This is a genomic window from Asanoa sp. WMMD1127, from assembly GCF_029626225.1.
Taxonomy (GTDB): Bacteria; Actinomycetota; Actinomycetes; order Mycobacteriales; family Micromonosporaceae; genus Asanoa.
Genome location: NZ_JARUBP010000001.1, coordinates 6,413,712 through 6,431,550 on the forward strand (window position 1 = coordinate 6,413,712; position 17,839 = coordinate 6,431,550).

At 71.5% G+C, this 17,839-nt stretch carries 16 protein-coding genes; 13 read left to right on the forward strand and 3 right to left on the reverse strand.

Going from position 1 to position 17,839, the window contains the following annotated elements:
- Positions 1–47 precede the first annotated feature (47 nt).
- Genes O7635_RS30680 through O7635_RS30700 form a run of 5 tightly spaced genes read left to right on the forward strand, consistent with a single transcriptional unit; the run spans position 48 to position 5,625 of the window.
- Positions 48–1,562, forward strand: a complete 1,515-nt coding sequence (locus O7635_RS30680; RefSeq protein ID WP_278083976.1) for an alpha-N-arabinofuranosidase — start codon at positions 48–50, stop codon at positions 1,560–1,562.
- A gap of 16 nt (positions 1,563–1,578) precedes the next feature.
- Entirely contained in the window at positions 1,579–2,907 is a 1,329-nt protein-coding gene (locus O7635_RS30685; RefSeq protein ID WP_278083977.1) for an ABC transporter substrate-binding protein, read from the forward strand.
- 23 nt (positions 2,908–2,930) lie between these two features.
- Positions 2,931–3,815, forward strand: a complete 885-nt coding sequence (locus O7635_RS30690) for a sugar ABC transporter permease (protein WP_278083978.1) — start codon at positions 2,931–2,933, stop codon at positions 3,813–3,815.
- Positions 3,815–4,639: a carbohydrate ABC transporter permease gene (locus tag O7635_RS30695; RefSeq protein ID WP_278083979.1), complete on the forward strand. Its 825-nt coding sequence runs from the start codon at positions 3,815–3,817 to the stop codon at positions 4,637–4,639. The genes O7635_RS30690 and O7635_RS30695 overlap by 1 nt, the downstream gene beginning before the upstream one ends.
- A complete protein-coding gene (locus tag O7635_RS30700; protein WP_278083980.1) occupies positions 4,636–5,625 on the forward strand; it encodes a glycoside hydrolase family 43 protein in 990 nt (329 codons plus the stop codon). Before O7635_RS30695 ends, O7635_RS30700 begins: the two co-directional genes overlap by 4 nt.
- On the opposite strand, the gene O7635_RS30705 is transcribed toward O7635_RS30700, so the two are convergent.
- Entirely contained in the window at positions 5,622–6,353 is a 732-nt protein-coding gene (locus O7635_RS30705) for an OBAP family protein (RefSeq protein WP_278083981.1), read from the reverse strand. The genes O7635_RS30700 and O7635_RS30705 overlap by 4 nt on opposite strands.
- A 111-nt stretch (positions 6,354–6,464) precedes the next feature.
- On the opposite strand from O7635_RS30705, the gene O7635_RS30710 reads away from it, so the two are divergent.
- The 5 genes from O7635_RS30710 (at position 6,465) to O7635_RS30730 (ending at position 13,158) form a co-directional block, all read left to right on the forward strand.
- Positions 6,465–8,165, forward strand: a complete 1,701-nt coding sequence (locus tag O7635_RS30710) for a family 43 glycosylhydrolase (protein ID WP_278083982.1) — start codon at positions 6,465–6,467, stop codon at positions 8,163–8,165.
- 205 nt (positions 8,166–8,370) lie between these two features.
- Entirely contained in the window at positions 8,371–9,429 is a 1,059-nt protein-coding gene (locus O7635_RS30715; protein WP_278083983.1) for a 3-deoxy-7-phosphoheptulonate synthase, read from the forward strand.
- Positions 9,430–9,543: 114 nt separating this feature from the next.
- Positions 9,544–11,481: an acyltransferase family protein gene (locus O7635_RS30720; protein ID WP_278083984.1), complete on the forward strand. Its 1,938-nt coding sequence runs from the start codon at positions 9,544–9,546 to the stop codon at positions 11,479–11,481.
- Positions 11,482–11,509: 28 nt separating this feature from the next.
- Entirely contained in the window at positions 11,510–12,694 is a 1,185-nt protein-coding gene (locus tag O7635_RS30725) for a zinc-dependent alcohol dehydrogenase (protein WP_278083985.1), read from the forward strand.
- A 239-nt stretch (positions 12,695–12,933) separates the two neighbouring features.
- Positions 12,934–13,158, forward strand: a complete 225-nt coding sequence (locus O7635_RS30730) for a hypothetical protein (protein ID WP_278083986.1) — start codon at positions 12,934–12,936, stop codon at positions 13,156–13,158.
- On the opposite strand, the gene O7635_RS30735 is transcribed toward O7635_RS30730, so the two are convergent.
- Complete coding sequence (locus O7635_RS30735; RefSeq protein ID WP_278083987.1) at positions 13,121–13,990, reverse strand: alpha/beta fold hydrolase; 870 nt, start codon at positions 13,988–13,990, stop codon at positions 13,121–13,123. The two genes, O7635_RS30730 and O7635_RS30735, sit on opposite strands and share 38 nt — an antisense overlap.
- 25 nt (positions 13,991–14,015) lie before the next feature.
- Here O7635_RS30735 and O7635_RS30740 point away from each other — a divergent pair, with 25 nt between their 5' ends.
- Both O7635_RS30740 and O7635_RS30745 read left to right on the forward strand, forming a co-directional pair.
- On the forward strand, positions 14,016–14,735 hold the full coding sequence (locus tag O7635_RS30740) for a TetR/AcrR family transcriptional regulator C-terminal domain-containing protein (RefSeq protein ID WP_278083988.1): 720 nt from the start codon (positions 14,016–14,018) through the stop codon (positions 14,733–14,735).
- Positions 14,736–15,097: 362 nt separating this feature from the next.
- Complete coding sequence (locus O7635_RS30745; RefSeq protein ID WP_278083989.1) at positions 15,098–15,919, forward strand: class I SAM-dependent methyltransferase; 822 nt, start codon at positions 15,098–15,100, stop codon at positions 15,917–15,919.
- On the opposite strand, the gene O7635_RS30750 is transcribed toward O7635_RS30745, so the two are convergent.
- Positions 15,842–16,555, reverse strand: coding sequence for a VOC family protein (locus O7635_RS30750; protein ID WP_278083990.1), 714 nt, complete (start codon positions 16,553–16,555; stop codon positions 15,842–15,844). The genes O7635_RS30745 and O7635_RS30750 overlap by 78 nt on opposite strands.
- A 109-nt stretch (positions 16,556–16,664) precedes the next feature.
- Here O7635_RS30750 and O7635_RS30755 point away from each other — a divergent pair, with 109 nt between their 5' ends.
- The gene (locus tag O7635_RS30755) at positions 16,665–17,831 is read left to right on the forward strand and encodes an FAD-dependent monooxygenase (RefSeq protein WP_278083991.1); all 1,167 of its coding nucleotides are present in this window, start codon (positions 16,665–16,667) and stop codon (positions 17,829–17,831) included.
- Positions 17,832–17,839: the final 8 nt, after the last annotated feature.

Here is a 17,839-nt window from a genome sequence, read left to right on the forward strand (position 1 = left end):
TATGCAACGTTGTAGAAAGGCTGCACGTCACCCGAAAGGCTGAGAGATTGCGCACCGCTTCGCTTACCGTCGACCCCGCGTTCCGGGTCGGCGCCGCCGATCGGCGGCTCTTCGGCTCGTTCGTCGAGCACATGGGCCGCTGCGTCTACGGCGGCATCTACGAGCCCGGCCACCCCACCGCCGACCCGTTGGGCCTGCGCGGTGACGTGCTCGACCTGGTCCGGGAGCTCGGGGTGAGCGTGGTGCGCTATCCGGGCGGCAACTTCGTCTCCGGCTACCGCTGGGAAGACGGGATCGGGCCGGCCGGTGACCGACCGCGCCGGCTCGATCTCGCCTGGAAGACGGTGGAGACCAACCAGTTCGGCCTCGACGAGTTCATGACCTGGGCCAAGGCGGCCGGTGTCGAGCCGATGATGGCGGTCAACCTCGGCACCCGGGGTGTCCAGGAGGCGCTCGACGTCCTGGAATACACGAACCACCCCGGCGGCACCGAGCTGTCGGACCTGCGGCGCAAGAACGGCGCCGCCGAGCCGTACGACGTGAAGCTCTGGTGTCTCGGCAACGAGCTCGACGGGCCGTGGCAGGTCGGGCACAAGACGGCCGACGAGTACGGCCGGCTGGCCGCCGAGACCGGCAAGGCGATGAAGCTGGTCGACCCGTCGATCAGCCTGGTCGCCTGCGGCAGCTCCAACCGCGGCATGCCGACGTTCGGCCAGTGGGAGGCGACCGTCCTCGAGCACGCCTACGAGCAGGTCGACTACATCTCGGCGCACACCTACTACGACCCGTCCGACGGCGACCGGGCCAGCATCCTCGCCTCGGCGGTCGACATGGACGCGTTCATCACCGAGGTGGTCGCCACCGCCGACCACGTGGCGGCCAAGCGGCGGCACACCCGCAAGCTGAAGGTCTCGTTCGACGAGTGGAACGTCTGGTACCAGTCGCGCCTGCAGGCCGACCTGGACCGGCGCGGCTGGGTCGAGGCGCCCGCCCTGATCGAGGACGACTTCACCGCCGTCGACGCCGTGGTGGTCGGCGACCTGCTGGTCACCCTGCTGCGCCACGCTGACCGGGTGGGCGTCGCCTGCCAGGCCCAGCTCGCCAACGTGATCGGCCCGATCCGCACCACCAACGGCGGCCCGGCCTGGCGGCAGAGCATCTTCCACCCGTTCGCGCTGACCGCCCGGCACGCGGTGGGCACCGTCCTGCGCACCGAACCCGTCTCGCCGGTGCACGAGACCGCCCGCTACGGCGCGGTGGAGTCCCTGTCCACCACCGCCGTCCACGACGAGGAGACGGGCGCGCTGTCCGTCTTCGCCGTCAACCGCGGCGACGAGGACCTGGTCGTCGAAATCGGCCTGCGGGCGCTGCCCGGCATCGCCGGTCTCGCCCACGTCACCCTCGACGCGGGCGCGGACCCGGACGCGGTCAACTCAGCGGACGCGCCCGCCCGGGTCACCCCTCGCGAGCTGGGCCGACCTGATGTTGAGAGCGGCGTTTCGCGGGTAGTCCTGCCCGCCGCCTCCTGGAACCTCCTGCGCTATTCACCCCCATCCCGATAGATCCGAGGAGCGACCCATGGACAACCTGATCTCCCGACGGCGTGTGCTCGGCCTGGGTGTCGGGCTCGGCACGGCCGCCGCCCTGACCATCGCCGGTTGCGGCAGCGGTGACGACGACTCGACCGCCGCCTCGGGCGACGGCGGCAAGACGTACTCCGGCCCCAAGGTCGACCTCAACCTGTGGAACGGCTTCACCGGCGGTGACGGCGACATCTTCAAGAAGCTCGTCGACCAGTTCAACACCGAGCACCAGAACATCAAGATGGGCGTGGCCACCTACCGGTGGGAGGACTACTACGCCAAGCTGCCCGGCGCGGTCTCCTCCGGCAACGGCCCGGACATCGCGGTCATGCACATGGACCAGCTCGCGACGTTCGCCGCGCGGCAGATCATCCAGCCGCTCGACGACGTGGCGTCCGCGCTGAGCCTGACCGAGGCCGACTTCGCGCCCACCGTGTGGCAGGGCGGCATCTACAAGGGCAAGCGGTACGGCATTCCGCTGGACATGCACCCGCTCGGCTTCTACTACCGCACCGACCTGATGGAGCAGGCCGGCCTCGACCCGAACAAGCCGCCGACCAACCGGCAGGAGTTCGAGGCGGCGCTGACCGCGCTCAAGGCCAAGAACATCCAGGGCTTCTGGATGAGCCCGTTCCAGTTCACCGGCGGCATGGCGGGCTACTCGCTGGTGCACCAGTTCGGCGGCTCCCTGTTCAACCAGGACACCACCCAGGCCGTGTTCAACTCGCCGGAGGCCGTCGAGGCGGTCACCTGGTGCGTCGACCTGGTCAAGAACGGGCACTCGCCGGCCAACGTGGGCCAGGACGCCGACTACGTCGCGTTCAAGGCGGGCAAGAGCGCGTTCAACTGGAACGGCATCTGGCAGATCAACGACCTCAAGAAGAGCCCCGAGGTCAAGTGGGGCGTCGCGCCGCTGCCGCAGATCGGCTCGAAGCCAGCCGCCTGGGCCAACTCGCACAACTTCACGATCGTGCAGCAGAAGCGCGGCGCCGACGCCAACAAGATCGCCGCGGCCAAGGTGTTCATCAACTGGCTCAGCGAGCACTCGCTGGACTGGGCGGCCGGCGGCCAGGTGCCCGCGCGCAAGGCCGTCCGCGAGGGCAGCGGCTTCCAGGCGCTGACCGAGGTCGGCAAGCTCGCGCCCGAGCTCGACTACGCCGCGTTCCCGCCGGCCCTGCCGGGCGTCGGTGACGCGATCACCCTGTTCTACACCGCGTTCAACGAGGCGGTGCTCGGCAAGAAGGACCCGAAGAAGGCGATGGACGACGGCGTCGCGAAGGCCAACCAGCTGCTCGCGGACAACGCCAAGAAGTACGGGGCCTGACCTTGGCTTCGCCCAAGTCGGCGGTGCGGCGTCGCGGAACCGCGACGCCGTACCTCTTCCTCGCCCCGTACCTGCTGCTGTTCGCGGTGTTCGCGCTGTTGCCGGTGCTCCTCGGGATCTGGCTCAGCCTGCACCAGTGGGACTTCCAGCTGCCGAACAAGCCCTTCGTCGGTCTCGACAACTACAAGGATCTGTTCACCAGCGGCTCGGTGGTCTACAGCGACTGGTGGGAGAGCGTCAGCGCGACCGGCATCTTCGTCGTGCTGTCCGTGCCGCTGCTGGTGGTGCTCCCGCTCGGCCTCGCGGTGCTGCTCAACCGGGCGTTCCCGGGCCGGACGTTCTTCCGGGCGGTGTTCTTCGCGCCGTACGTGCTGGGCGTCGCGGTCATCGGCCTGCTGTGGCGGTTCCTGCTCGACGCCAACCTCGGCCTGGTCAACCGTCTGCTCGGGGTCGTCGGGCTGCCGGACGCCACGGCCTGGGTGACCGACCTGCCGTGGGCCTGGATCTCGCTGGTCGGCGTCACGGTCTGGTGGACCGCCGGCTTCAACGCCGTCATCTACCTGGCGGGGCTGCAGGACATCCCGGCGGAGCTCTACGAGGCGGCGAAGGTCGACGGGGCGACCGCCTGGCAGCGGTTCCGCAACGTGACCCTGCCCGGGCTCCGGCCCGTGCTGCTGTTCGTGGTGACCACCACGATCCTCGCGTCGGCCAACATGTTCGGGCAGTCCTACCTGATCACGCAGGGAGCGCCGGGCAACTCGACGCGCAGCGTGGTCTGGTACATCGTCGAGCGCGGCATCGCGCAGAACGACGCCGGGCGGGCCGCGGCGATGAGCGTCACCCTGACCCTGATGCTGGTCGTGGTCAGCATCGCCAACTTCCGCATCTTCCGGTACCGGGAGGACTGATGGCGCTCCGCCGGATCGGGCTATACGCCATCCTCGTCGCGCTGACCGCCGTATTCGCGGTCCCGCTGATCTGGATGCTGCTCACCTCGCTCAAGTCGTACCCGGACGCGCAGCAGATCCCACCGACCTGGCTGCCCGACCCGTTCGTCACGTACGGCTACAAGCAGCTCCTGCAGGCCGGCTCGCAGAACCCGGTGCTGCGCTGGTTCTTCAACAGCCTGCTGGCCGCGGTGCTGCAGGCCGCGCTGGTGCTGGTCACCGCCTCGATGGCGGCGTACGCCCTGGCCCGGATGCGGTTCCGCGGGCGCGGCCTGGTGTTCGCGCTGATCGTGGCCACCCTGTTCGTGCCGCCGGCCACGCAGATCATCCCGAACTTCCTGATCGTCGACACGCTCAACTGGCTCGACACCCTGACGGTGATCGTGGTGCCGGGCGCGGCCAGCGCGTTCGGGGTGTTCTTCCTGCGGCAGTTCTTCCTGTCGCTGCCCCGCGAGCTCGAGGAGGCGGCCACGCTGGACGGCGCCAACACCTGGCAGATCTTCACGCGGGTCGTGCTGCCGCTGTCGAAGCCGGCCCTGGCCACACTGGCGGTGCTGGCGTTCCTGACCAACTGGAACGACTTCCTGTGGCCCATCTTCGTGCTGTTCAGCGGCGACCAGCTGACCCTGCCGGCCGGCCTCGGCCTGCTCCAGGGCGCCTACCAGACCGACTTCCCGGTCGTGATGGCCGGCGCCGTGCTGGCCAGCGTGCCGGCGATCATCCTGTTCGTGATCGCGCAACGGCACATCATCGAAGGCGTGTCCCGCAGCGGACTCAAGGGATGATCCGGAGGGTCGTGGTGGCAGTGGTGGCGGCGGCCGCGCTGGGTGGTTGCGGCGGTTCCTCCCCGGCGGAGCCGCCGCCCGACACGTTCACCAACCCGGTGTACGCGTCGGACGCGCCGGACCCGCAGGCGATCCGGGTCGGCGAGACCTGGTACCTGTTCCACACCAACACCCCCGAGGCGAACGTCCCCGTGCTGACGTCCCCGGATCTCGTGACCTGGACGCCGGCCGGGGACGCGTTGCCGGAGCTGGGTTCCTGGGCCGCGGCCGGGAAGACCTGGGCGCCGGAGGTGCTGGCGGTCGCGGCGGACCGTTACGTGCTCTACTACACGGCCGCGTCGGCGGCGACGGGTCGGCAGTGCATCGGGCGGGCCGTGGCGTCCTCGCCGGCGGGTCCGTTCGTCGACGACGCGGCCGATCCGCTGGTCTGCCAGGCCGACCAGGGCGGGTCGATCGACGCGAGCCCGTTCCGGGACACGGACGGCACGCTGCACCTGCTGTGGAAGAACGACGGCAACGCGATCGGCCAGGACACCTGGATCTGGTCGGCGCCGCTCGCGGCGTCCGGTGTCTCGTTGGCGGGCGAGCCGGTCCAGCTGATCAAGCAGACCGAGGCGTGGGAGGGCACCCTCGTCGAGGGCCCGTTCCTGTGGCGCCGGCCCGAAGGGCTGTTCCTGTTCTACGCCGCCAACGCCTATGACAAACCGTCCTATGCGGAGGGTTACGCGGTCTGTGACTCGCCCGCCGGCCCGTGCCGCAAGGCGCCGGAGAACCCGATCCTGCGCTCGGCCGGCGGCGCGTCCGGGCCCGGCCACGCCTCGATGGTCGAGAAGGACGGCCGCACCTGGCTGATCTACCACGCCTGGCCCACCGGCCAGGAGGGCGCGGTCGACCCGGGCCGCCAGCTCTGGCTGGACGAGGTGGTCTGGACCGACGGCAAGCCGGTCGTCCGCGGCCCGACGGACGGCCCGCAGCCGCTGCCTTAGCCCTGCGCGGCGCGGATGTCGACGACTCCCGGCACCGGCGTGGTGCCGGTGAAGTCGTCCTTCATGTCGTCGACGCCCCACTGCGGCCGGGCCAGCTCCAGGAGCGACTGCCGCTCGGCCCGCTTCTTCTCCGGGTCGACGTTCATCGCCGTGTTGCGGTCCTGCTTGATCGCCTCGTCGGCCTCGCCGTCCCGGTTGAACGACCACATGAGCTTCGGGTCGCCGAACGGCAGCGGCATGCCCTCGTGCCCGGCCGTGCTGTGCGTGTGCCAGGTGTGCCAGGTCTTGCCGTACGAGTTCATCAGCTGCTTCATCAGCGCCTTCTCGGCGGCCGCGGGCAGGCCGGGCGCGACGAGCTCGCCGGAGAGCACCTCGAAGTTGTGCGGATGCCAGTAGCCGCGCTCCTCCTCGGGAACCGTGTCGAAGAGCCGCCCGGAGATGATGTATTCCACGCCGATCAGGTTGGCGTCCTTGGTGTTGCCGTCGAAGAGCACGCACTGCAGCACGTCGTCGTTGACCACCCGGCAGAAGTGGTGCGCCTCCATCTGGAAGTCCGGCTCACCCTTGGCGCAGTGGAAACCCACGACATAGACGTCGAAACCTGACATCGGTGCGCTCGTCTGCAGCAGGTGCGACCCCTGCTCCAGGATCGACCGCCAGGCGCCCTTGCTCTCCCCCGCCGCGACGGTCGAGGTGCGCCGGTTCTTGATCGTTGGTTGGACGGGCACGGGACGGCTCCCTTCGTCGGTGATCCAGGGCTGCGTACCCGGCCGCCGCCCGTCCAACCACCTGGCCCGCTCGTCCTTACAACGATGAATGCAACGTTGTAAGAACGATGGATGCGTCGACTGCTCGCCGTGCTCGCCGGCCTCACGCTGGTGACCGTCGCGGCTCCGGCCCCGGCTTCCGCCGCTCCACAACCGACACCGCGCAACCCGGTCACCGCCGGTGTCGCCGACACGTTCGCCGACCCCGCCGTGATCCGCGGGGACGACGGCTACTGGTACGCGTACGGCACCAGCGACCCCCTCCGCTCCGGCGAGGGCACGCCGCACCTGCTGCCGATCCTGCGCTCCCCCGACCTGGCCCGCTGGTCTTATGTGGGTGACGCGTTCATCGCCGCCAACCGGCCGGCCTGGGCCACGCCGACCGCCGGCCTGTGGGCCCCCGACATCCGCCGCGCCGGCGACACCTGGCTGCTCTACTACACCGTCACCGACACGACGCTCAACGCCGGCGACGACTCCGCGATCGGCGTGGCCACCGCGCCGGGCCCGACCGGACCGTGGACCGACTCCGGCGCCCCGCTGGTCGGCCCGCGACCGGCGCCCGGCGGCGGCTTCCTGTGGACCTTCGACCCGGCCGGGCTGGTGGACGCTTCCGGGCAACGCTGGCTCTACTACGGCTCGTACTTCGGTGGCATCTGGACCGTGCCGCTGTCGTCCGACGGGCTGCGCGTCACCGGCGCCGCGACCCAGGTCACGATCGACAACCGCTACGAGGGCGCGTACGTGGTCCGGCGCGGTGGCTGGTACTACCTGTTCGGCTCGGCCGCCAACTGCTGCGCGGGCCCGACCACCGGCTACAGCGTGTTCGCCGGCCGTTCCAAGTCGCCCACCGGGCCGTTCGTCGACCGTTCCGGCGCGTCCCTGCTCGACTCGCGGGTCGGCGGCACGCCGGTGATCCAGCCCAACGGCAACCGCTGGATCGGCACCGGCCACAACGCCGTGGTCACCGACGAGCGCGGCCGCGACTGGTTCGTCTACCACGCCATCGACCGCGACGTGCCCTATCTCGACGAGCCCTACGGGATCAACCGGCGCCCGATGCTGATCGACCGCCTCGACTGGCACGGCGGCTGGCCGACCGTCCGCGGCGGCGAGTGGGCCTCCGACCCGGGCGCGCGCGACGAGTCGTGGCGCTGGGCCGACAAGGTCAGGAAGCCCGTCTGGTCGGACGACTTCACGGCCGGCCTCGACCCCGCCTGGAGCTGGGTGCGGCTCGACCCCGACGCGGTGGTCACCGGCGGCGCGCTGCGCTGGCCGACCCAGGCCGCCGACCTGGTCGGCACCGTCAACGACGCGGGCGTGCTGCTGCGGGACGCCCCGGCCGGCGACTACGTGGTCGAGACCAAGCTGACCATCGATCTCGGGGTCGACACGGTGCGCAACTACCAGCAGGCCGGCCTCGTCGTCTACGCCGGCGACGACGACTTCGCCCGGCTCAGCCACGTCGCGATCTGGAACACCCGGCAGATCGAGTACGGGCGGGAGCTCCCGTACGCCGGCCGGCTCTCCTACGGCGGCATGGTCGAGACGCCGCCGGCCGACACCACGTGGCTGCGCCTGGCCCACCGGGTCGACGCGACCGGGGAGCACGAGTACCGGGCCGCCACCAGCCTCGACGGCCGGCACTGGACCTGGGGCGGCGTGTGGACCTTCCCGGCCGGGGTCACGCCGCGGATCGGCCTGGTCAGCCACGGCGGCGACAACCCGCAGGCCACGGCGCGGTTCGACTACGTGCGGCTCTGGCGGCGATGACGCTTCGCGGCGGCCCGGGCACTCCGGGCCGCCGCCCGGCCGGCCGGCCTGCTAGGGTTGCGCCCGTGCAGCGCTGGTATCGGTTTACACCTCCGGCCCGGAACGGGTCGGCGGGCGTTCCGCTGCGCTGACCTTCACCCCGAGCCGGATTCCTGAGCCGGCTCGGCGCTCGCGTCCGGGGGCGGCTCGCCCACGAGAGGACGCCATGTCTGTCACCGCCGCGGCGCTCGACGATGCCCGCATCGCCCGGATGAGCCCGCTGATCTCCCCCGCGCTGCTCCGCCACGAGTTCCCGGTCACCCCCGAGGTCGCCGACGTGGTCAGCCGCGGCCGGGCCGAGGTCGTCGACGTCCTCGACGGCCGCGACGACCGCCTGCTGGTGATCGTCGGGCCGTGCTCGATCCACGACCCGGACGCCGCCCTCGACTACGCGCGGCGCCTCGCCGCCGTCTCCGCCCGGCTCTCCGGCGACCTGCGGATCGTGATGCGCACCTACTTCGAGAAGCCGCGTACGACCGTGGGTTGGAAGGGTCTGATCAACGACCCCGGGCTGTCCGGCGGCTTCGACGTCAACCGCGGCCTGCGGCTGGCCCGCCAGCTGCTGCTCGACGTCTCCGCGCTCGGCCTGCCCGTCGGCTGCGAGTTCCTCGACCCGATCACCCCGCAGTTCATCGCCGACATCGTCAGCTGGGGCTCGATCGGCGCCCGGACCGCGGCCAGCCAGACGCATCGGCAGCTGTGCAGCGGCCTCTCGATGCCGATCGGGATCAAGAACTCCACCTCGGGCGAGATCGGCGACGCGGTCGACGGGCTCGGGGCGGCGGCGGCCAGCCACGTGTTCATGGGCATCAACCTCGACGGGGTGGCGGCCCTGGTCACCACGACCGGCAACCCCGACTGCCACCTGATGCTGCGCGGCGGCTCGGCCGGCCCGAACTACTCGGCGGCGCACGTCTCCGACGCCCTCGCCAAGCTGGCGGCGGCCGGGCTGCCGGAACGGCTGATGATCGACGCGAGCCACGGCAACAGCGGCAAGGACCACCACCGCCAGCCCGGCGTCGTACGCGACATCGCGGCCCGGCTGGCGGCCGGCGAGCGCGGCATCGCCGGCGTGATGATGGAGAGCTTCCTGGTCGCCGGCCGGCAGAACCTCGGCGGGGCGACCATGGTCCGCGGCCAGTCGGTCACCGACGCCTGCATCGACTGGGACACCACGGAGACCCTCCTCGACGAACTCGCCACCGCAGTCCGCACCCGCCGCTGACCGCCGCAAGGAACGGCCCGTTATTAACGCTTCGCGTTAGGAACGGGCCGTTCCTATGCGGAAAGCGTTAATAACGGGCCGTTCCTTCATCCGCCTCGGTAGATTTGAGGCGATATGTCCGGGGCGCGCCTTCCGTACCAGCCGGCGCTCGACGGGGTCCGGGCCTTCGCCGTCCTGGCGGTGCTGCTCTTCCACGGCGGAGTCGCGGCGCTGCCCGGTGGCTTCCTCGGCGTCGACGCGTTCTTCGTGCTGTCCGGGTTCCTGATCACGTCGCTGCTGCTGGTGGAACGCGCCGGGACCGGCCGGACCGACCTGGTCGCCTTCTGGGGCCGCCGGGCCCGCCGGCTGCTCCCGGCGCTGCTGCTGGTGCTGGTCACCGTGGCGGTCGTGTCCCGCTGGCTGCTGCCGCCGACCGAGCTGCCGGCGCTGCGGCTGGACTACCTCGCCGCCGTGGCCTATCTCGCCAACTGGCGGATGATGTTTCGCGACGGCGACTACTTCGCGGCGACCGGCGCGCCATCGCCCCTGCAGCACACCTGGTCGCTGGGCATCGAGGAGCAGTTCTACCTGATCTGGCCGCTGGTCTTCGTGGCCGCGGCGGTGCTCGCGCGCGGGCGGCGTACGCGGCTGGTCCTCCTGGCGATCTGCCTGGTCGGCTCGGTCGCCTCGGCGGTGGCGTCGGCGCTGCTCTTCTCCCCCGCCGACGTGGATCGGGACTACTTCGGCACCGACACGCGGGCCGTGACGCTGCTGGTCGGGTGCGGGCTGGCGGTGCTGCTCGTCGGCCGGGTCGGTGGCGTGCCCGGCCGGCACCGGGTGCTCGGCGCGCTGGCCCTCGGCGGGGTGGTGATCACCGCGTTCTTCTGGGCCACCGCGGGCGGCGGCGACCCGTGGCTCTATCGGGGCGGGCTGACGCTGATCGCGCTGGCCACGGCCGCGGTGATCGCGCACGCCGTGGCCAGTCCGCGCTCCCCCACGGCGCTGCTCCTCGGGCTGGCGCCGCTGGTCTGGATCGGGCGGATCTCGTACGGCCTGTACCTCTGGCACTGGCCGATCTTCGGCTGGCTGACGGCGGACCGGACCGGGGTGGGCGGGCTGCCGCTGCTCGGGCTGCGGTTCGCGGTCGTGTTCGCCGTCTCGGTGGCCTCCTATCTGCTGGTCGAGCGGCCGATCCGGCGGGCGCGGTGGACCCGGCGCCGGCCCCGGCTCAGCGGCGCGGCGGCGCTGTCGGCGGCCCTGGCCACGGCGGCCGTCGCGGTGCTGCTGACGGCGCCGCCGCCGGCCCGGCCGGCGCCGCAGATCGCGCTCGACACCCGGCCCGCGCCGTCCGCCTCGGCCTCCGCCGCGCCGCCGATCCAGCGGCCGGGCCGCACGCCCGGGGCGCTGCCGCGGATCGCGTTCATGGGCGACTCGGTGTCGTGGTCGCTCGGCACGTACCTGCCCCAGCAGGACAAGCTCCAGGTGACCGCGCGGGGCGTGCCCGGGTGCGGGATCGCCCGGTTGCCGGAGATCGTCTACGTCGGCTCGCCCCACCCGAACTATCCCGGCTGCGACAAATGGGACCAGCGCTGGAAACGCGACATCGGCAGCGACGACCCCGACGTGGCGGTGATCCTGCTCGACCGCTGGGAGCTGATGGACCGCAAGCTCAACGGGCGTTACCAGCACGTGGGCGAGCCGGAGTTCGACGCGTACCTGTCCCGCGAGCTCAACCTCGCCATCGACGTCGCCGGCTCGCGCGGTGGGCACGTGGTGGTGCTGACCGCGCCGTACACCCGGCGGGCCGAACGCCCCGACGGCGGCCTGTGGCCGGAGGACCAGCCGGACCGGGTGGACGCCTGGAACCGGCTGCTGCGGTCGACGGCCGCCGCGCGCAAGGCCACCGTGCTCGATCTGCAGGGCGTGGTCTGCCCGGACCGCCGGTTCACCTGGGACGTGGGTGGCGTCCGCGTCCGCAGCGACGGGCTGCATTTCACGCCGGAAGGCGTACAACAGGTGATCGCGCCGTGGCTCCTGCCCCAACTCGCCCGGATCGCCACGACCGGGGCATAGAACGCCCGGTTGCGGGCACCCGCGTCGTATGAAGGCTGTGACATGGCAGGGCACCGCGAAGGTCGCCGTCGAGTCCGTACCCGATCCCAAGATCCAGGAGCCCACCGACGCGATCGTCAAACTGACGTCGACGGCGATCTGCGGCTCGGACCTGCACCTCTATGACGTGCTCGGACCGTTCCTCGACCAGGGTGACGTGCTCGGGCACGAGCCCATGGGCATCGTCCAGGAGGTCGGCCCCGAGGTCACCCACATCAAACCCGGCGACCGGGTGGTGGTGCCGTTCAACATCTCGTGCGGGCACTGCTGGATGTGCGGCCACGGTTTCCAGGCACAGTGCGAGACGACCCAGGTCCGCGAGTACGGCAAGGGCGCGGCCCTGTTCGGCTACACCAAGCTGTACGGCCAGGTCCCCGGCGGCCAGGCGGAGTACCTGCGGGTGCCGCAGGCCCAGTACGGGCCGATCAAGGTGCCGGACGGCCCGCCGGACGAGCGTTTCCTGTTCCTGTCCGACGTGCTGCCGACGTCGTGGCAGGCGGCCCGGTACGCCGACGTCCAGCCCGGCTCGACCATCGCCGTGATCGGCTTGGGCCCGATCGGCCAGATCACCGCCCGGGTGGCCCGCTTCCTGGGCGCCGAGCGCGTGATCGCGGTCGAGGGCGTGCCGGAGCGCATCGAGATGGCCCGGCGCCACGGCATCGAGATCATCGACACGACGTCCGTCGAGGACGTACCCGGCGCGATCATGGACCTGACCAGCGGCCGCGGCGCCGACGGCGTGGTCGACGCGGTCGGCATGGAGGCGGAGGGCTCGCCGCTGCAGGAGTTCGCCCAGCGCGCCGCGGGCCTGCTTCCGGACCCGGTCGCCCGCAAGGCGATGGAAACGGTGGGCATCGACCGCATGGCGGCGCTGAAGGTCGCCTTCGACTGCGTACGCCGCGCGGGCACGGTGTCGATCATCGGCGTGTACGGCGGCCAGGCCGACCCGTTCCCGATGCTGGACCTGTTCGACAAGGCGGTCACGATCCGCATGGGCCAGGCGAACGTACGCCGCTGGGTCGACGAGATCATGCCGGCCCTGACGGGCGAGGGCGACCCGCTGGGCGTCGAGGATCTGACCACACACCGCCTGCCCCTCGACGAGGCGGTGCACGGCTACGAGATCTTCAAGAACAAGGAGGACGGCTGCATCAAGGTGGTCCTCAAGCCCTGATGTGGTCGACCCACGACCGCCTGACCGACGAGCTTAAGGTCAGGCGGTCGTTCCTTGCTCCGACGACCTCCTTCCACGCACCGGCCGCACGGGCAGAGCCACGCCGGCCTGCCCACACCCACCCACCTCTCGGCCTGGGCGGTCCCGGCACGCCCGCAACCCTCGCGCGGCGGGCTCGCGTTGCCGGCCTCCCGCGCCGGAAATCTGCTGCAGGTCAGTCGGGCCGGGTGGCGGCGGTGATGAGGGCGGACGATCAGCAGCAGGTCGCCGCGGGCGGCGCGGGCGTTTTGGTCCGCCACCTCCGCGCCTACCGGGACGCGGTGGACGTCCGGATCCGGGCGCTCGAGGCGGCCCGGGAGATGCTCGACCATGCGGCGCGGTGCCCCGTCGAGGACTTGACCGCCTGCCCGAGTTTCCGGGCGGCGGTCACCCGGCCGCGGGTTGGTCCGTGGCGCGGACGCTGAGGGAGTCGGTGAGCCAGGGGGTCAGGATCGGCAGCACCGTTTCGGCGCGCATGACGGTCATGTGGTCGCCGTGCGGGACGACGTGGACGGTCCAGCCGAGCCCTTCGAGCTCACGCCGGTGGCGCGCCAGCGGCTCGCCGATAGCGACGTGGGCGTCGTCCCACCTGGGCCCGTAGCTGATGTTGTCGTCGGCGCCGGCGAAGGCCAGTCGCGGGATGGTCAGGCGGCCCAGCGCCGCCCGCTCGTCGAAGTCGCGCAGTGACCGGTAGAGGGTCAGGTACTGCGCGGTCTGGTCGGGGTGGCGGGTCACCTCGGCCGTGTCCCAGTCGCCGGGCTCGGCCGGCGCGAACTCCTTGCCCTGGTTGGCGACCGCCATCCGGTGGGCGATGGCGGTGACGGTGAGCATCGCGTCGTAGGGGCCGCCCAGCGGTGGGTAGCCGCCCATGGCGAGCGCCGTGAGCCGATCGGTGCGCAGGGCGAGCTGCAGGCCGAGAACCGCCAGCCAGGAGTAGCCGTAGTAGGCGAAGCGGTCCGCGCCCGCCGCGTCGGCGATGGCCAGCATGTCGGCCGCGGCGGCGTCGGCGGTCAGCGTCGTCGGCTTGGGGTGGTCGGTCAGGTGGCCCTCGTAGTCGGCGGTGACCACCCGGAAGCCCGCGTCGGCGAGACCGCCGGCGAGGTGGTGCCCGAGCGCCGGATCGGCACCCCAGGCGCGGGCCTGCTCGGCCGCCTCTCCCTCGATCACGGTGGTGCCGACCGGAAGCAACACCGCCGGGCCGTCGCCCCGGACCGACACCTCGATCGTTGTGCCGTCATGCATGCGTGCGGTAGTCATGAAAACACTATACACTGTAAGGACTATGACAGCCGACATAGACAATCACGTACGTCGACTCTGGCGGCACCGCGGCACCACCCTGCCGGCGCCCCGCCGAGGCCCGGCCCCGCAACTGGACCTGGACGAGATCATCGCGACCGCGATCGCGATAGCGGACGCCGAAGGGCTCACCGCGGTCTCCACCCGAGCGGTGGCGGCCCGCCTGGACAGGACCGCGATGGCCCTCTACCCGTACGTGGGGACGAAAGAGAATCTCCTCGCCCTGATGCAGGACCAGGCCAGCGCGATGCCACAGTGGCCGGACCCGCAGACGTCGCTGGCCGACGGACTGCTCGCCTGGTCGACGGCGCTGTTCGAGGTTTATCTCGCGCATCCGTGGCTTACGGAGCGGCCCTGGTCGCAGGCCGGCCAGGGCCCCAACGAACAGGACTGGCTGGAGCGCCTGCTGGGCGTCCTGGCCAGGTGGCAGGTCCCCGCCGACCGTCAGGCCACCGCGGTCACCATGCTGTACGCGACGGTCCGCGCCACCGCCGCCACGACGGCCGCCTATGACCGGATGTCCACCGACGACACCGACGCCTGGCTGGCTCGCGCGTCGGCTATCCAGGCGGCGGTGCCGGACCTGGCGGAGCGCTACCCGCTGTCGACGTCGCTACGCCCGGTCACACCGGACTGGCGCGCCAACCCCCGCGCCGCCGTCACCGCCGCGATCCACCTACTCGCCCCGGCCCTCACGGCGTGAGGCGCTTACGTCCCGCAGACCGTCGCTCGAGCCCCCCGACCGCCGGCGTCGCGTCGGCACAGCCACAAACCGGGTAGCCGGCCGCGGGTGCGCCGGTCGATGCTGATCGCCGTGGTCGCGGCTCGGGTTGCGCGGTGAGGGCACATGCCGGCCGACCCGCCCGTCCATCGCACGGCCGCCGGCAGCGGAACGGCGCTCGCACCCCCGGCCTACTCGCATCCCAGCCGATCACGCGGCCGGCGGCAAGTGGCAGCCGGCGGCGATCGGTCCCGGCGCTCCGGTGGCTTGGCTCGCATGTGGACGGGTCCGGAGTGGTCGGTTATTCGGTGGACATGGTTGGCGGGCGTCGCGATCGTGGCCGTATGCGGCAGGACGAGATCTGGGACGAGGACACGGCGCGGCGTTATGACACGCCTGGGGTCGGCATGTTCGCCGACGACGTGTTGGGGCCGACCGTGGAGCGGTTGGCCGAGTTGGCCGCCGGTGGGCGGGCGCTCGAGTTCGCGATCGGGACCGGGCGGGTCGCGGTGCCGTTGGCCGCGCGAGGGGTCGACGTCACCGGCATCGAGTTGTCGCGGCCGATGCTGGAGCAGCTTCGGCGCAAGGTCGACGACGACGTCATTCCCGTCGTGGTCGGTGACATGGCGACGGCGACGGCGCCCGGTGCGTACTCGCTCGTCTATCTGGTCTTCAACACCATCTCCAATCTGTTGACCCAGGCGAAGCAGGTCGCGTGCTTCCGCAACGCGGCGCGGCACCTCGTCGCCGGCGGGCGGTTCGTCGTCGAGCTCGGCGTGCCCGACCTGCGCGTCCTGCCGCCGGGCCAGAGCGGGCTGCTGTTCGCCAACGAGGAGGGCTATCTCGGTGTCGACACCTACGACGTGCTCAACCAGCATCTGGTCTCGCACCACGTCAGGTACGCCGCCGACCGCACCGCGCGGGTGTCGCGCAGCCCGCACCGCTACGCCTGGCCCGCCGAGCTCGACCTCATGGGCCAGCTCGCCGGCTTCACGCTCGAGAGCCGCCACGCCGACTGGCGAGGCGCCGAGTTCACCGCCGACTCGCCTTCGCACGTCTCCGTCTATCGCCTCGGCGGACGGGCACAGTCAGCCCGGGATCGTCAGGCAGAACGGCTTGCCGGCCGGGTCGGTGAAGACGCGGAAGGTGTCGGTGCCGGCGGGTAGTCGGGTCGCGCCGATCGCGATCGCGGACCGTTCGGCCGCGTCCAGGTCGTCGACGTGGACGTCGAGGTGGAGCTGCTGCGGGTATGCCGGGTCCGGCCACCGCGGCGCCGCATAGTCGGCGACCTCCTGGAACATCACCGGTTGAGCGCCGTCTTCGCCGATCATGGCCATGCCGGGGGCCTCGTAGGTCACCGGCTTGCCCAGCAGCTCCGCGTAGAACGCGCTGAGGGCCGCGGCGTCCGGACAGTCGAGCATCACGCCGGCCACGGTGGGCGCGGGGTTGTCGGCCTTGAGGCACAGGTCGAAGGGGTGGCCGGCAGGATCGGCGACCGTGTGCCACATATCGTCGCGGCGCAGGACGGCGCCGCCCAACGAGACCGCCTGCGCCGTGGCGGCGTCCAGGTCGGGCACGCGCACGTCGAGGTGGGCCTGCTGCGGGCGCTCCTGGGTCGGCCACGTCGGCGGCCGGTGGTCGGGCGCCGACTGGAAGCCGATCCGCCAGCCGTCGGGCGTCTCCAGCGTTATCCAGTCGTCGTCGGCCCAGACCTCCTTCCAGCCGGCCAGCGACTGGTAGAACGCCGACAGCCGGGCGATGTCGGGCGCGTCCAGCACGACCGTGTCCAGCTTTCCGATCATCATCCGCTCCCTCGATGTCGTCCGCGGGGAACAGAGTGCCCTACGGGTACGACAAGAAGTCGTCAACCAAAGTTGACACAGCGCCAAGCCGTCAACTACGGTTGACACCATGGTCGTGATCGTCGGCGCCGGCCCAGTCGGGCTCATGGTCGCCCTGGAGCTCACCCGCCGAGGCACCAAGCCGGTCGTCCTCGAAACCCTCGCCACCCCGAACCGACTCCCCAAGGCCAACGGCATCGTCGGCCGCGCCGTCCCGATGCTCCACGAGCGCGGCCTCTACGAACCCCTCACCGGCAAGAAACAGCCACGACCCGCACCCCGCTTCATGTACGGCGGCTTCCCGCTCGACCTGCGCCGCCTGGCGGACAACCCGGTCCACCTCCTGCCGGTCCCGCAACGCCGGCTCGAAGCCGTTCTCGCGCAACACGCGGAGGCGGCCGGCGTGGAGATCCGCCACGCCCACACCGTCAACGGCATCACGCAGACCCCCGACACCGTCACCGTCGACGTCGAAGGACCGACCGGGCCGTACACGATGCGGGCGACCCATCTCGTGGGCGCCGACGGGGCGCACAGCAGCGTCCGCAAAGCGGTCGGCATCACCTTCGACGGCACCTCGGCCGACGACGTCGTCACCCGCAGCGGCCACCTGGTCCTCCCGCCCCGGGACCTCACCCGCGTGACCGGCCGGCTGCGCGGCCCGGGCGGCCCCTACCGCCCGTACCTCTTCCATTGCACCCCCAAGGGCGTCTTCTCCTTCGCCCGCTTCAGCGGCGCAGGCCCACACCTGGTGACCACCCTCGAATGGGGGCAAGAGGTGGACGACACGGTCCCGATGACCGTCGGCGAGCTACGCGACAGCCTGACCCGCGTCCTCGGCCGCCCCGTGCTGGCGGCCGCTCCGCCGCCGGCCGAGGGACCGCACGTCCTCCGCCGCGGCACCAGCCGCCAGAACCGGATCGCGTCGACCTACCGCGCGGGCCGGATCCTCCTCGCCGGAGACGCCGCCCACGTCGTGGCCGGCTTCGGCGGCCCGCTGCTCAACCTCGGCCTCCTGGACGCGATCGACCTCGCCGCCCGCATCACGACCGACGACGTCGACGGCTACGACCAGGCCCGCCGCCCGCACGCCGACAACGTCCTCGCCGCCGCGAAGGAACAGGAAGCCCTCCTGCGACCGGGCCAGGAGACGGACCAGCGACGCAAGGAGTTCGCCGCCTACCTCGCCACCGAAACCGGCCTACGCCGAGTCGCGAACACCATCGCCGGCGGCTAGGCCCTAGG